This is a genomic window from Streptomyces sp. NPDC005574 (genome assembly GCF_040605435.1).
GTDB lineage: Bacteria > Actinomycetota > Actinomycetes > Streptomycetales > Streptomycetaceae > Streptomyces.
Map to the genome: position 1 here is coordinate 31801 of NZ_JBEXCW010000068.1, position 14293 is coordinate 46093.

Genomic DNA, 14293 nt, shown 5'->3' on the forward strand with positions numbered 1-14293 from the left:
CGTCGTTCGGCGCCGACCGCCCACCTGGGCCGCGGCGCCTACGTACGCCCCCCGCCACGCACCGCGTGGTCCGGATGTACGACGACCGTCCCGTCCCCGAAGAAAAGGTTCTCCGTGTCCGTCTCCCGCATCGCCCGTCGCATCGTCTCCCCGAAGAAGGCCCTGACCGCCGCCGCGCTGGCCGCCGCCACCACCGGCATGGTCCTGACCTCGGCTCCGGCCCAGGCCGCCACTTCGTCGGCCCCCCAGGCCCAGGCGATCGCGCACAAGCTGATTCCGAGCGCCGCGCAGTACAACGCCTTCAGCAAGATCGTCCAGCACGAGAGCGGCTGGAACGTCACCGCCAGCAACTCCTCCTCCGGCGCCTACGGCCTCGTCCAGGCCCTTCCCGGCTCGAAGATGTCCTCGGCCGGCTCCGACTGGAAGACCAACGCCGCCACCCAGATCAAGTGGGGCCTCGACTACATGAACTCCCGCTACGGCAGCCCCGCCGCCGCGTGGAACTTCTGGCAGGCCAACGGCTGGTACTGAGCGGCCCGACCGCCCGTACCTCCGCACGAACCCGCCCGGGCCCCCCGCGGCCGGTCCCCCGACCGGCCCTCCGCAGATCCGGCACGAACGGTCCCCCGCGACCGGCCCCCGCACAACCGGCCCGCACCTGCCGGCCCCCCACACGACCGGCCTCCGCACGGCCGGTCCCCCGGAGCCGGGCGACAACTCCACACGGCTTCCCGCACCACCCCGCACCCGGTCTCTCCTCGACCGGCGACCCTCTCGTACGACCGGTCACCGCGACCGACCTCCCGTACGACTGGTCCTCCACCCGACCGACCGTCCTGTGTGACCGGTCCCCTCGACGCGAAGGCGGCGGCCCCCGATCCCCGGGCCGCCGCCTTCGCCATGCCCCGCCGACGGTCGGCGACCTCACTCGGGGCGAGGCGTGCGCCGGTCCCTCCCCGCCTGGGCGCCACTCACTCGGTGCGCAGCGCGCTCGCGGTGCGGGTGCCGGCCGCCCAGGCCGCCGGGAGCAGCGCGCCGAGCAGGGCGATGACGACGCCCGCCAGACCCAGCAGCGCCAGTTGCGTGCTCCCGTACACGTCGAGCACGGACGGGGGCAGGCCGGTGCCGGCGGCGTGCCCCATGACCGGCAGGACGTAGTGGTGCAGGGCGTACCCGGCCGGTACCCCGGCGAGACCGCCCAGCACGCCGATCCCGGCCACCGAGGCGAGGACGAGGCCCACGGTCTGCCGCGGTGACATGCCGAGCGCCTTGCACACCCCGAGATCGTGGACGCGTTCGCGGGTGTCGAGGACGACCGAGTTGAGCACACCCAGCCCGGCCACGGAGACCAGCATGAGGGTGAGCAGCACCGCCATCGCGTCCAGGATGACGACGGTGCCGTTCTGCCGGGACCGCACGTTGACCACGGCCTCGCCGCCCAGGGGCCGTACCCGCTCGGCGAGCCGCGCCGCGTACCGGGCAGGGTCGACGCCCGGCTTCACCTCGACGAGGAAGAGCTGCGGCTTCACCGCCGGGAAGTCGGCGAGCTCGGCGTGGACGTTCAGCCCGTCGTCCGAGGTGTCGAAGACCTCCCCGACGATGCGCAGGGTCCTCGTCTTCCCGCCCAGCGTCACCCGCGCGGTGTCGCCGACCCGGGTGCCGGTCCTCCGCAGGAACTGCGTGGGCACCGCGACCTGTCCCGGCCCGGTGATCCAGTGCCCGGTGATCATCGCGAAACCGCCCGTGCGCGGGGCGCCCTGGTAGAGGCGGGCCCGGAGGGATCCGGTGATCCCGGCGACCGTGACCTGCGCCTCGGCCTTCCCGTAGTACGAGGCCGTGCCGGGATCGGCGGCGACGACGGCCCGCAGCCGCGCCGGGTCGGCGGCGGGGGCCGGGGCCGGGGTGGAGGACCCCTTCGCCACGTGCCGGGGCCCGCCTTCCGGGCCGCCGGGCCCGCCGCCGAAGACGGTGACCGCGGCCCGGCTGTCGGGGTCCCGTGCCTCGCCGACCGCGTTCAGGGACTGGGTGAGCCCCACCGCGAAGGTCGCGGCGACCGTGCCGAAGGCCACCGCGAGAAGCAGGGCGAGGGCGCGGACGGGGTGCGCGAAGGGGCTCGCGAGGCCGTAGGTCAGTGCCCGGGGCAGCGGCAGCCGTCCCGCGGTCCGGTGCGCCCAGCGGCCGCGCCCGCTGCGGGGTGCCCGGCCTACCGCGATGGCCTCGACCGTCCGCAGCCGGCCCGCCCGCAGCGCGGGCAGCAGGGCCGCGAGCGCCACGACGAGCAGTGCCGCGGCCGGCACCAGGACGTCCACCCACCAGGCCACCGACAGCGAGACGCTGCCGTACGCCCGCTCGGTGTCGTGCAGCAGCGGCAGCGCCAGTAGGTTGCCGAGGACGACGCCCAGCGCGATGCCGGCGGTGGCCGGGATCAGGGCCTGCGCCACGTAGGCGCGCACCACCTCGCCCGGGGTGAAGCCGAGTGCCTTCAGGATGCCGATCCGGCGCAGGCCGGTGCCGACGGCGCCGGCCACCACGCTGCCGACGATGATCACGGACATCGCGATGCCGAGCACCCCGAACGCGATCAGGAACGGGATGGTCGGCGCCGCGCCCCCGTCCGCGGCGCGTTTGGTGTCCAGGTAGGACCGGGAGCCCAGCAGCGCCCCCGACGGCACGGCGGCGGCGAGCTTCTCGCGGTCGGCGGTGAGCTGCGCGTCGGTGGCCGCCGAGTCGAAGCGGTAGAGCATCTGGCGGGTGACCGGGCTGTCCTTCGACGCCAGTGCCGCGACCTGGGCGGGTGTCGTCCACGCGTCCGCGGTCCGGCCGGCCGACACGGCGAAGCCCACGACGGTCAGGGGCACGCCGTCCGCCGCGTCGGAGGTCTTCAGGACGGAACCCGCCGCGAAGGGGCCGGAGAGGTCCGCGGACAGCACGACCTCGCCGGACCTGGCCGCCCAGCGTCCGGATCCGAGGTCGAGGTCGTCGACGCCGGCCCGCGGGCCGGGCCGTCCGACCAGGGTGAGCGCCGGGACGTGTCCGCCCCCGGCGTCCACCGGGTGGAGGACCGTGGACGGGAACGGACCCGCGCTCCCGGTGACGCCCGGCAGGCGCCCGGTGGCCCGGAGCTGCCCGGCACTCACCCCGGCCGGGTCGTACTCCACGGTGAGATGGGGGCCGTGCTGCCGGGAGAAGGCGTGGTCGAAGGGCGCGTCGGAGGCCACGATGAGGGAGCCGGCGACCACGGCCGAGGCGACGGCCATCATCGTGGCCACGGCGATCACCACGGTCTGCACCCGGCGCCGGCCGACCCCGGAGCGTACGACCCGGGTGAGCGCGCCGGTGCGGGGGCGCAGCCGGAACCGGGAGGTCGGCGTCCCCGGCTTCACCGCGGTCATCGGGCGGCCTCGGCGCGGGTGTCGACGGCGAGGTGGCCGTCGACCAGATGGATCGTGCGGCCGGCGCACGCCCGCGCCAGCGCGAGGTCGTGGGTGACGAGCACGAGGGTCTGCCCGCCGCGGTGCAGATCCGCCAGCAGCTCCCGTACGTCCTGCCCGGAGGCGGAGTCGAGTGCGCCGGTCGGCTCGTCGGCGAGCAGCAGCGCCGGCCGGTTGACCAACGCCCGTGCCACCGCGACCCGTTGGCGTTCACCGCCGGACAGGCGGCCCGGATAGGCGCGGGCGTGCTTCTGGATCCTCAGCAGTTCCATGAGCTCCTCGGCGCGGGCGGCGGCCCTGCGCCGGGTGGTGCCGGTCAGCTGGGCGGGGAGCTGGATGTTGTCGGCGACGGTGAGATCGTCGAGCAGGTTGAAGAACTGGAAGACCATGCCGACGTGTTGGCGGCGGAAGCGGGCCAGGGCGTGCTCGCCGAGCCCTTCGAGGCGCTGTCCGGCCACGGTCACGGCACCCTCGGTGGGCCGGTCGAGACCGGCGACGAGGTTCAGCAGCGTCGACTTGCCGCTGCCGGAGGGCCCGGTCACGGCGAGGGCCTCGCCCTGCGCGACACCGAGGTCGAGCGGTCCGAGCGCGGGCGCGCCCGCACTGTCGTAGCGCTTGGCCACGCCCTCCAGTTGGATCACGTGAGTCATGGGAGGTGTCCGTCCTTCGGGTCGCTTCGGGGAGGGGCCGGCCCGGGAGGAGCCCGGCCGGGCCGGTCCCGGTGAAGGTAGGGGCGTGCCGCCCTCGCCCGCGTCGGCCGCGACACCGACCCGCGGCCCTCCCACCGGAGGACAGGACGCGGGGGTCCTCCCCGCGACGTACGCCTGGGGGACGCCTCGTCGGCCTTCCCGGCGGACGCGGACCCGCCCGGCCGGGCCGCACAATGACCCGATGGAGACGGAGGACCGACGGGAACGGCCGCATCGGCGGCGGCAGTTGCTGGACGCGTTGCGCCCCGAGGCGAAGCCGGGCCCGCTGTCGCGGCGGGCGGTGGGCCTGGACGTGGCGCTGGCGGTCGCGCTGACCGTCGTGGCGCTGGTCGTGGCGGCGCGCTATCCCGGTGACGGGCCGGTCCGGTTCGGCCCGGAGGCCGGGTACGGCCTACCGGTCCCGCCCCGCCCGCCGGAACCGGGCACCTGGCCGGCCGCATTGCCGGTGCCGTCGGTGCCCTCGGCGCCCTGGCTCCTGGTCGTCCTGTCGGCGCTGCCGCTGGCGGCCCGGCGCAGGTGTCCGCTGGCGGTGTTCGCGGTGGTCCTGGGCGCGGCCCTGGCCATCGGGGACGCGGCCACCTGGATCACGGTCCTGACGTGTGTGATCGGCGCCTACAGCGCGGTGATGTACAGCCGTCACCGGGTGCGGGCGATGGCCGCGCTGGTCGTCGGGGCGGTGCTGGCCGGGATCGCGTTCCGCGAGACCGCCCCGATCCTGCCGGGGTGGTCGAGCCCCGCCGTCGTCCTGCTGGTGGCCGGGGTGCTGTCCAGCACGGTCCGCCTCTGGCAGCGGAGACTGGCGCGCAGCCGGGACCGGTTCAGGGAGCTGCAGGAGACGCAGGAGCGCAGCACGCGGCGGGCGGTCGAGGAGGAACGTGCCCGGATCGCCGCCGAGTTGCACGACGTGGTGACCCACAATGTGAGCGTGATGGTGATCCAGGCGGGTGCGGCGCGCAAGGTGATGGACGCGGCACCCGAACGGTCGAAGGAGGCCCTGCTGGCGGTGGAGGCGGGCGGCAGGGCGGCGATGGCGGAACTCCGGCACGTGATGGGCCTGTTGGCGTCCCCCGACACTGGTCGCCGTCCCGACGTACCGGCGGACGGCCTGGAACCACAACCCGGCCTGAGCCGGCTGGACGCGCTCGTCGCCCGCGTACGGGCGGCCGGGACCCCGGTCACGGTGGCCGTCTCCCTCCCGCCGGACCCGCTGCCGCCCGGGGTGGACCTGGCGGCGTACCGGGTGGTGCAGGAGGCGCTCACCAACACGATCAGACACGCGCCCGGCGCCGAGGCGGCCGTCACGATCGGCTGCACCGGCGGGCGCCTGGAGCTGGAGGTCACGGACACCGGCGCGGTCCGCGACGCCCCGCCCCCGGGCGGCGGCGGCCGCGGCCTGATCGGCCTGCGCGAACGCCTCGCGGTCTACGGCGGCGACCTGACCGCCGGCCCGACCGCGGCCGGCGGCTACCGGATCACGGCCCGCATCCCCTGCGGGACACCGTGAACGGCCCTCCCCTGCGGGCGGTGATCGCCGACGACCAGGCCCTCGTCCGCACCGGCTTCGGCATGATCCTGGCCGCGGACGGCATCGAGGTGACGGCGGAGGCGGCGGACGGGGCGGAGGCGGTCGCGGCGGTCCGCCGCACGCGCCCCGACGTGGTGCTGATGGACGTCCGGATGCCGGGGATGGACGGCATCGAGGCGACGAGACGGATCCTGTCCGGCACGGGCGCCGACTCAGGAGCGGCTGCGGACGGCCTCCGTGTGATCATCCTGACCACCTACGACCTGGACCACTACGTCTACGCGGCGCTCACGGCCGGCGCGAGCGGCTTCCTGCTGAAGGACGTCACGCCGGAGCACCTGGTGGCGGCCGTGCGTCTGGTGCAGTCGGGCGACGCCCTGCTGGCCCCCGCGATCACCCGCCGCCTGATCGAGCGCTTCGCCCACCGCGAGGAACCCCGCCCGCCGGCCGCGCTCCACCGCGACCTCGCCCTCCTGACCCCCCGGGAACTGGAGGTCCTCCGCCTCCTGGCCACCGGCCTCAGCAACGCCGAACTCGCCGACCGGTTGTTCCTCAGCCCCACCACGGTGAAGACCCACATCGGCCGCATCCTGTCCAAGCTCGACCTCCGCGACCGCGTCCAGGCGGTGGTGCTGGCCTACGAGTCGGGGCTGATCTCACCGCACCACGGCGAGGCGTGACGCGCGGGCCCACGGGGAGACCAGGGCCGCGCCGGGCCGGTCGGGCCCGCGGGCGCCGGGCGTGACAGTCTGAGCCGCGGCATCATGGTGATCCCGTCCCGTCCCCGACCGGAGGTCCGCCCATGAGCGCGGAGAGCGCGGAGAGCGCCGGCACGCAGGCGCCGGACGCCGGGGCGCGAGGGGTGCGGCTGGTCCCCGGGCTGCTGGTGCTGACCGTGGTCAGCGGGCTGATCGACGCGGTGAGTTACCTCGGTCTCGGGCACGTCTTCACCGCGAACATGACCGGCAACGTGGTGGTGCTGGGCTTCGCGGCGGCGGGGGCGCCCGGCTTCTCCGTGCCGCACACCCTGACCTCGCTCGTGTCGTTCCTCGTGGGCGCGGTGGCCGGGGGCCGGGTCGCGGTGCGGCTCGGCGGGGGCTCGCGCCGGACCTGGGCGCGCAGCACCTTCGCCGCCGAGGCGGTGCTCCTCGGCGTGTCCGCCGCCGTCGCGTTCGCCGCGCCGCACGCCACGGCCACCGCCTACGCACTGATCGCGGTCACGGCCTTCGCCATGGGCCTGCGCAACGCGACCGTCCGCAAACTCGGGGTCGCCGACCTGACGACGACGGTCCTGACCATGACGCTGACCGGCCTCGCCTCCGATTCGAGGGCCGGCGGCGGCGCGGGCACCCACTCGCCCCGCCGTACCGCCTCGGTCGCCGCGATGCTCGCCGGTGCCGCGCTCGGCGCCTGGCTGGTCCTCCACCACGGCCTCGGCATCCCGCTGCTCGTCACCGCGGTGGCGGTGGCGGTGCTGGCGGTGACGGTGTCGGGACGGGAGTGAGCCCCGCCCGCCCCGCCAGCGGTCCGCGTCACCACGGACCGGACCGCCCCGCCTCCACCCCGCCTCCGCCCCGCCCTCGGCGACTACAGCCGCTGAAGGATCGTCCCGGTCGCCAGCCCGCCCCCCGCGCACATCGTGACGAGGGCGAACTCCTTTTCCGTGCGCTCCAGTTCGTGCAGTGCCGTGGTGATGAGCCGGGCGCCGGTCGCCCCGACGGGGTGGCCCAGCGCGATGGCTCCGCCGTTCACGTTGACCTTGTCGAGGTCCTGTCCGAAGACCTGGGCCCAGCTCAACACCACCGACGCGAAAGCCTCGTTGATCTCGACGAGGTCGATGTCCTTCAGGGACATGCCGGCCTTGCCCAGCACGGCCCGGGTGGCGTCGATCGGGCCGTCCAGGTGGAAGTGCGGGTCGGCCCCGACCAGCGCCTGGGCGACGATCCGCGCCCGGGGACGCAGTTTCAGCGCGCGCGCCATCCGCTTGGACGCCCACATGATCGCCGACGAACCGTCGCTGATCTGCGACGAGTTGCCCGCCGTGTGCACGGCCGTCGGCATGATCGGTTTGAGTGCGGCCAGCGCGTCCGCCGACGTGTCGCGCAGCCCTTCGTCGCGGTCGACCAGGCGCCACATGCCCTGTCCCGCGCGCTGTTCCTCCTCGGTCGTCGGCACCTGGACGGCGAAGGTCTCCCGCTTGAACCGCTCCTCCGACCAGGCGGCGGCGGCGCGTTCCTGGGAGGCGAGGCCCAGGGCGTCGACGTTCTCGCGGGTCAGGCCCCGGTGCCGGGCGATGCGTTCGGCCGCCTCGAACTGGTTGGGGAGGTCAACGTTCCACTCGTCGGGGAACGGCTTTCCGGGCCCGTGCTTGGAGCCCGATCCCAGCGGCACGCGTGACATCGCCTCGACGCCGCAGCTGATCCCGACGTCGATGACGCCCGCCGCGATCATGTTGGCCACCATGTGCGAGGCCTGCTGCGAGGACCCGCACTGGCAGTCGACGGTGGTCGCCGCCGTCTCGTAGGGCAGCCCGACCGTCAGCCAGGCCGTGCGGGCGGGGTTCATGGACTGCTCGCCGGCGTGGGTCACCGTGCCGCCGACGATCTGCTCGACGGCGTCGGCGGGAATGCCGGTCCGGCCCAGGAGTTCACGGTAGGTCTCGCCCAGCAGGTAGGCGGGGTGCAGGTTGGCGAGCGCGCCGCCGCGCCTGCCGATGGGCGTGCGTACGGCTTCGACGATCACGGGTTCCGCGGCCATGGGGAGTTCCTCTCCTCCGGTACCCGCGCGGCGCGGGGCGTCCCGGCCCGGCCCGCCACGCAGAACTAGTACGTGTTCTAGTTCCCCCAGCAGTCTGCTGACAGGGTGTCCGTCGCCGCAAGGGTCGTGCACCCCCCGGAAGTCCTGTTCTGCGGGCGCGCGCGAAATCCCCGGCAATTGGAGCCGCCGCGCCTCTTGCCTCTTGTAGAACCCGTTACTACCTTCACGGCAATTCCTGATGGACCGTCAGAAGGCTTGGCTGGGCTTGGCAGGGCGTGCCTCAGCTCGCCCGAGCCTGCCTGAGCTTGTCAGAGCTGTCCGAACACGGCTGGAGTTGCCGATGCCCTGTCCCGCGCTGCCCGACGGGTTCGACTTCACCGACCCCGACCTGCTGCACCACCGCGTGCCCTTCCCGGAGTTCGCCGCGCTGCGGCAGGCCGAACCGGTCCGCTGGATCCCGCAGACGGCCAACGTGGCCGGCTTCCAGGACGAGGGCTACTGGGCGGTGACCCGGCACGCCGACGTCAAGTTCGTCTCCACGCACCCGGAGATCTACTCCTCGACCCTCAACACGGCGATCATCCGCTTCAACGAGCACATCGAGCGCGACGCGATCGACGCCCAGCGCCTGATCCTGCTGAACATGGACCCGCCCGAGCACACCCGGGTCCGCCAGATCGTGCAGCGCGTGTTCACCCCGCGCGCCATCCGCGCCCTGGAGGACAACCTCCGCGCCCGCGCGCACGCCATCGCACAGAGCGCCCTCGCCCGGTCCGGGCCCTTCGACTTCGTCACCCAGGTCGCCTGTGAACTGCCCCTCCAGGCCATCGCCGAACTCATCGGCATCCCGCAGGACGACCGGTCCAGGATCTTCGACTGGTCCAACAAGATGATCGCCTACGACGACCCGGAGTACGCCATCACCGAGGAGGTCGGCGCCCAGTCGGCCACCGAACTCATCGCCTACGCCATGAACATGGCCGCCGACCGGAAGCAGTGCCCGGCGAAGGACATCGTCAGCACGCTGGTCGCCGCCGAGGACGAGGGCAACCTCGCCTCCGACGAGTTCGGCTTCTTCGTGCTGATGCTCGCCGTCGCCGGCAACGAGACGACCCGCAACGCCATCACCCACGGCATGCACGCCTTCCTCACCCACCCCGAGCAGTGGGAGCGGTACAAGCGTGAACGGCCGGCGACGGCCGCCGAGGAGATCGTCCGCTGGGCCACCCCGGTCAACGCCTTCCAGCGCACCGCCACCCAGGACACGGAACTCGGCGGCAGCCGGATCAGGAAGGGCGACCGCGTCGGCGTCTTCTACGCCTCCGCCAACCACGACCCCGACGTGTTCGAGGACCCGGACTCCTTCGACATCACCCGCGACCCCAACCCGCACCTCGGCTTCGGCGGCGGAGGCCCGCACTACTGCCTCGGCAAGTCCCTGGCCGTCCTGGAGATCGACCTCATCTTCAACGCGATCGCCGACGCGCTGCCCCACCTGACCCTCGTCGGCGAGCCCCGCCGGCTGCGCTCGGCCTGGATCAACGGCGTGAAGGAACTCCAGGTCACCGCCGGCTGAGGGCGAGGGCTCCGCACGGTCCGACCGCTGACGGCCCCGACCGGGACGGCCCCGACCGGGACGGCCCCGACCGGTCCGTACGTCCGCGGACGCAACCGGTCGGCGGACCAGGCCGGTCCGCACACCCGCGACCGGAACCGGCCGACAGACTCGGGCCGGCGGCCTCCCGGCGCCGCCGGCCCGTCTCCTTGCCCAGCCCGAAGAGCCCCGGAGCGCGAGTCGACCCACAGCCCGACGCGACCCTCAGCCGGTCCGGCCGCTCAACCCGACGCGACCCACAGCCGGTCCGGCCGCTCAACCCGACGCGCCCCTCAGCCCACCCCGTCCCTCAGCCCGGCGCTCTGCTTCACCCGCGCCGGCGCGTCGACGACCGGCGGTGCGGCCGTCGCCGTACGGGCTCGTGGGCCCTGGAACAGGTACGTCAGGCCGAAGCCGCCGCCGACCACCACCGCGCCGCCGACCGCGTCCAGCACCCAGTGGTTGCCGGTCGCCACGATCGCCGAGACGGTGAAGAGCGGGTGCAGCAGGCCCAGCGCCTTCATCCACCATCGGGGCGCGATGATCGCGATGACGAGCCCGCACCACAAGGACCAGCCGAAGTGCAGCGAGGGCATCGCCGCGTACTGGTTGGTGAGGGCGGTCAGCGTGCCGTAGTCCGGCTTGGAGAAGTCCTGGACGCCGTGCACCGTGTCGATGACGCCGAGGCCCGGCAGCAGCCGCGGCGGGGCCAGCGGGTAGAGCCAGAAGCCGACGAGGGCGAGCAGGGTGGCGAAGCCGAGGGCGGAGCGGGCCCAGCGGTAGTCGACCGGGCGCCGCCAGTACAGGACGGCGAAGACGCTGAGCGGGACCACGAAGTGGAACGACTCGTAGTAGAAGTCGAAGAAGTCGCGCAGCCAGCCGACCTTCACCACCGCGTGGTTGGCCCAGTGCTCGATGTCGATGTGCAGCCACCGCTCCAGGTCGAGGATCTGGTGGCCGTGCTCCTCCGCCCGGGCCCGGCCGCCCGAGTTCGTTCCGCCGGTGGCCGCGAGCCGGACCTTCTGGTAGGCGGCGTAGGTCACGCGGATCAGGAGCAGTTCGAGGAGCAGGTTCGGGCGGGTCAGGACGCGGCGCAGGAAGGGCAGCAGGGGCACGTGCCGCAGGCGGGCCGGCACGGGGGCGGCGTACTCGGTGGGGATCGGCGTTTGGTAGTACGGCGAGGTGCGGGACAGGAAGGGGACGACGGTGGCGGCGGCGAGGGCCGCGAGCAGCACCACGTTGTCACGGAGCGTGTAAAGCGAGGCCATGTTCGGCAGCAGCATCTTCACCGGCAGGGTCATCACCAGGACGACGGCGACCGGCCACACGTACCGGTCGGAGGCCCGCTTGCCGACCCGGCCGACGACCGCGAGCAGCACCCACAGCAGCTGGTGCTGCCAGGTGGTGGGCGACACGGCGATGGCGGCGCAGCCGGTGATCGCCACGGCGAGCAGCAGCTGCCCGTCGCGGGCGTAGCGCACCGCGCGGCGCAGGCCGAGGACGGCGACGGCCGCGCCGAGCAGCAGGAAGAGCGCGATCTCCAGGGGCCCGGACAGGCCCAGCCGCAGCAGGGCGCCGTGCAGGGACTGGTTGGCCAGTGCGTCGGCCTCGCCGCCGAGGCCGACGCCCGCCATGTGGTGCACCCAGTAGGTGTACGAGTCGTGGGGCATCGCGGCCCAGGCGAGCGCGGTGGAGACGGCGAAGGTGGCGCCGGCGACGGCGGCGGCGCGGCGGCGCCGGGTGAACCACAGCAGGGGTGCGAAGAGCAGGACGGCGGGCTGGAGCGCGGCCGCGAGGCCGATCAGCACGCCTCCGGCCCACCGGCCGCGGACGGCGAAGCAGCCGAGCAGCACCAGCAGGACGGGGATGATGCTGGTCTGGCCGAGCCAGAGCGTGTTGCGCACCGGCAGCGACAGCATGAGCAGGCTGACGGCGACCGGCGCGGCCAGCAGCGAGGTGCGGCGGCTGACCGGCTGCGGCAGGGCGCGGGCGGCGACCAGGCCGAGGGCGGCGACCAGCAGCAGGGTGCCGAAGGTCCAGCCCCAGCCGAGCGCCTGTTCGGCGGCCCGGGTCAGCGGCTTCATGACCAGCCCGCCGAAGGGGGTGCCGGTGAACTGCGTCGAGTCGTAGAGGGAGCCCTTGACGTGCAGGACCCCGTTCGGCCCGACCCAGGTCTCCAGGTCCGTGAGCCGGTCTCCTCTGGGGGTGCTCAGCACGGCCGCGACCTGTCGTACGGCGAGGACGGCGGCCACCAGCCACAGGCCGAGCCGCGCCACGCGCAGGCGTGGTCTCACCGGGCCGGCGGCCGTCACTCCGGTCACTCCGAAGCCTTCTGCCGCTCGCCCACTGTGCTCCGCATTCGCCACGCCTCGCCGGCCTCCGCCCCGATTGTTCGTGTGCAGCACACGCTGAGTTCTCGCTGCGAACCCTGTGGAGGCTCGCACCTCCCCCGGACGAAGACGCACGCAACCCCGGCTTCACCTGACGTCCGTCGCCCTTTTGTCCGGACGACGATAGTCCGCCGCGGGTCGGGGCGCCGCCGCCGGGAGCGAGATGGATCACAGTGTGCGGCCGGAAATCTCGTTCGGGGGCGGGCATACGAGCCTGTACAGACCGCATTTACGTGCCCCATGCAACCGATCGCGCACGGCACGTAAGGGGGACAAGTACCCCTATGGTCGTTTTTTGGCCTGCCGCGGGCGCCGCCGTCGCCGCCTTCGCCGCACACGGGCCGGTCCCTGTCTCCGTCGAAAGGTGGCGAGCGAAGTTTTGCCGACTGCCACAGTCGCCACGCCCCAGCCCCCCACGCCCCCCTCCTCCACGTCCGACGGCGCGCTCCCGCGCCGGACGTCCGACGTCACCACCGTCGATCCCGCCCTGGTGAAGCGTGCCGTCAAGGCCGCCGCCCTGGGCAACGCGATGGAGTGGTTCGACTTCGGCGTCTACAGCTACATCGCGGTCACCCTGGGCAAGGTCTTCTTCCCCTCGGGCAACCCCACCGCCCAGCTGCTGTCGACGTTCGGCGCCTTCGCCGCCGCGTTCCTGGTCCGCCCGCTCGGCGGCATGGTCTTCGGCCCGCTCGGCGACCGCGTCGGACGCCAGAAGGTCCTCGCCGTCACCATGATCATGATGGCGGCCGGCACCTTCGCGATCGGCCTGATCCCGTCGTACGCCACGATCGGCGTCGGCGCCCCGGTGCTGCTGCTCGCCGCCCGTCTGGTCCAGGGCTTCTCGACCGGCGGGGAGTACGCGGGCGCCTCCACCTTCATCGCCGAGTACGCGCCCGACAAGCGGCGCGGTTTCTTCGGCAGCTGGCTGGAGTTCGGCACGCTCGCCGGCTACATCGGCGGCGCGGGCCTGGTCACCGTGATGACCGCGCTGCTGTCCGCCGACGACCTGGTCTCCTGGGGCTGGCGTGTCCCGTTCCTGGTCGCGGGCCCGATGGGCATCATCGGCCTCTATCTGCGGATGCGCCTGGAGGAGACCCCGGCGTTCGCCGCCGAGCTCGAGAAGGCCGAGTCCGACCGCCCGAAGGTGCCCCTGCGCGAGATGGTCACGGGCCAGTGGCGGGCGCTGCTGCTGTGCGTGGGCCTGGTGCTGGTCTTCAACGTCACCGACTACATGCTGCTGTCGTACATGCCGAGCTATCTGACCGGCGAGCTCAAGTACGACGAGACGCACGGCCTGCTCGTGGTGCTGGGCGTGATGGCGCTGATGATGGTCGTGCAGCCGTTCGCGGGTGCGCTGACCGACCGCGTCGGCCGCCGTCCGGTGATCGCCGCCGGCTGTGCGGGCTTCCTGCTGCTGTCCGTGCCGGCCCTGCTGCTGATCCGCCAGGGCAGCCTGCTCGCCGTCGCCCTCGGCATGGGCGCGCTCGGCCTGCTCCTGGTGTGCTTCACCGCCGCGATGCCCTCGGCCCTGCCCGCCCTGTTCCCGACCCGGGTGCGGTACGGCTCCCTGTCGATCGGCTTCAACGTGTCCGTCTCGCTGTTCGGCGGGACCACTCCGCTGGTGGTGACGGCGCTGATCAGCGCGACCGGGAACATGATGATGCCCGCCTACTACATGATGGCGGCGGCCGTGATCGGCGGCGCCGCGGTGTGGTTCATGACGGAGTCCGCGGGACGCCCGCTGCCGGGTTCGGCACCGGCCGTCGAACGGTGACCGGGCCGGGCGCCCACGTCTGACGCCCGTCGCCACGCGTCGGCCGCCCGCGCCTGGGCTCATCGCCGCGTCGGCCGCCGGCGCCTGAACGCTCGTCGCCGCGCGCGTCGGC

At 73.6% G+C, this 14293-nt stretch carries 10 protein-coding genes; 6 read left to right on the forward strand and 4 right to left on the reverse strand.

Annotated elements, in window-relative coordinates; translation table 11 throughout:
• The first annotated feature begins 114 nt into the window (after positions 1-114).
• Positions 115-531 carry a transglycosylase SLT domain-containing protein gene (locus ABZT03_RS31450; protein ID WP_356045704.1) on the forward strand — a complete coding sequence of 139 codons (417 nt, stop codon included), beginning with the start codon at positions 115-117 and terminating at the stop codon, positions 529-531.
• A gap of 440 nt (positions 532-971) precedes the next feature.
• Here ABZT03_RS31450 and ABZT03_RS31455 read toward each other — a convergent pair whose 3' ends face one another.
• Both ABZT03_RS31455 and ABZT03_RS31460 read right to left on the reverse strand, forming a co-directional pair.
• Positions 972-3392, reverse strand: coding sequence for an FtsX-like permease family protein (locus ABZT03_RS31455; RefSeq protein ID WP_356045706.1), 2421 nt, complete (start codon positions 3390-3392; stop codon positions 972-974).
• A complete protein-coding gene (locus ABZT03_RS31460; protein WP_356045708.1) occupies positions 3389-4081 on the reverse strand; it encodes an ABC transporter ATP-binding protein in 693 nt (230 codons plus the stop codon). The genes ABZT03_RS31455 and ABZT03_RS31460 overlap by 4 nt, the downstream gene beginning before the upstream one ends.
• Positions 4082-4322: 241 nt before the next feature.
• On the opposite strand from ABZT03_RS31460, the gene ABZT03_RS31465 reads away from it, so the two are divergent.
• From ABZT03_RS31465 to ABZT03_RS31475, 3 genes are all read left to right on the forward strand, one after another.
• Positions 4323-5645 carry a histidine kinase gene (locus ABZT03_RS31465; protein ID WP_356045710.1) on the forward strand — a complete coding sequence of 441 codons (1323 nt, stop codon included), beginning with the start codon at positions 4323-4325 and terminating at the stop codon, positions 5643-5645.
• On the forward strand, positions 5630-6346 hold the full coding sequence (locus ABZT03_RS31470; protein WP_356045727.1) for a response regulator transcription factor: 717 nt from the start codon (positions 5630-5632) through the stop codon (positions 6344-6346). Before ABZT03_RS31465 ends, ABZT03_RS31470 begins: the two co-directional genes overlap by 16 nt.
• 122 nt (positions 6347-6468) lie before the next feature.
• Complete coding sequence (locus ABZT03_RS31475; RefSeq protein WP_356045712.1) at positions 6469-7170, forward strand: YoaK family protein; 702 nt, start codon at positions 6469-6471, stop codon at positions 7168-7170.
• 83 nt (positions 7171-7253) lie between these two features.
• On the opposite strand, the gene ABZT03_RS31480 is transcribed toward ABZT03_RS31475, so the two are convergent.
• On the reverse strand, positions 7254-8423 hold the full coding sequence (locus tag ABZT03_RS31480; RefSeq protein ID WP_356045714.1) for a steroid 3-ketoacyl-CoA thiolase: 1170 nt from the start codon (positions 8421-8423) through the stop codon (positions 7254-7256).
• 340 nt (positions 8424-8763) lie between these two features.
• Between ABZT03_RS31480 and ABZT03_RS31485 the strand changes: the two genes are divergently transcribed.
• The gene (locus ABZT03_RS31485; protein ID WP_356045716.1) at positions 8764-9999 is read left to right on the forward strand and encodes a cytochrome P450; all 1236 of its coding nucleotides are present in this window, start codon (positions 8764-8766) and stop codon (positions 9997-9999) included.
• Positions 10000-10310: 311 nt separating this feature from the next.
• Here the strand turns inward: ABZT03_RS31485 and ABZT03_RS31490 are convergent, their stop codons facing one another.
• Complete coding sequence (locus ABZT03_RS31490; RefSeq protein ID WP_356045718.1) at positions 10311-12383, reverse strand: bifunctional glycosyltransferase 87/phosphatase PAP2 family protein; 2073 nt, start codon at positions 12381-12383, stop codon at positions 10311-10313.
• Positions 12384-12786: 403 nt separating this feature from the next.
• Here ABZT03_RS31490 and proP point away from each other — a divergent pair, with 403 nt between their 5' ends.
• The gene (proP, locus tag ABZT03_RS31495) at positions 12787-14181 is read left to right on the forward strand and encodes a glycine betaine/L-proline transporter ProP (RefSeq protein WP_356045720.1); all 1395 of its coding nucleotides are present in this window, start codon (positions 12787-12789) and stop codon (positions 14179-14181) included.
• The last annotated feature ends 112 nt before the right edge of the window (positions 14182-14293 follow it).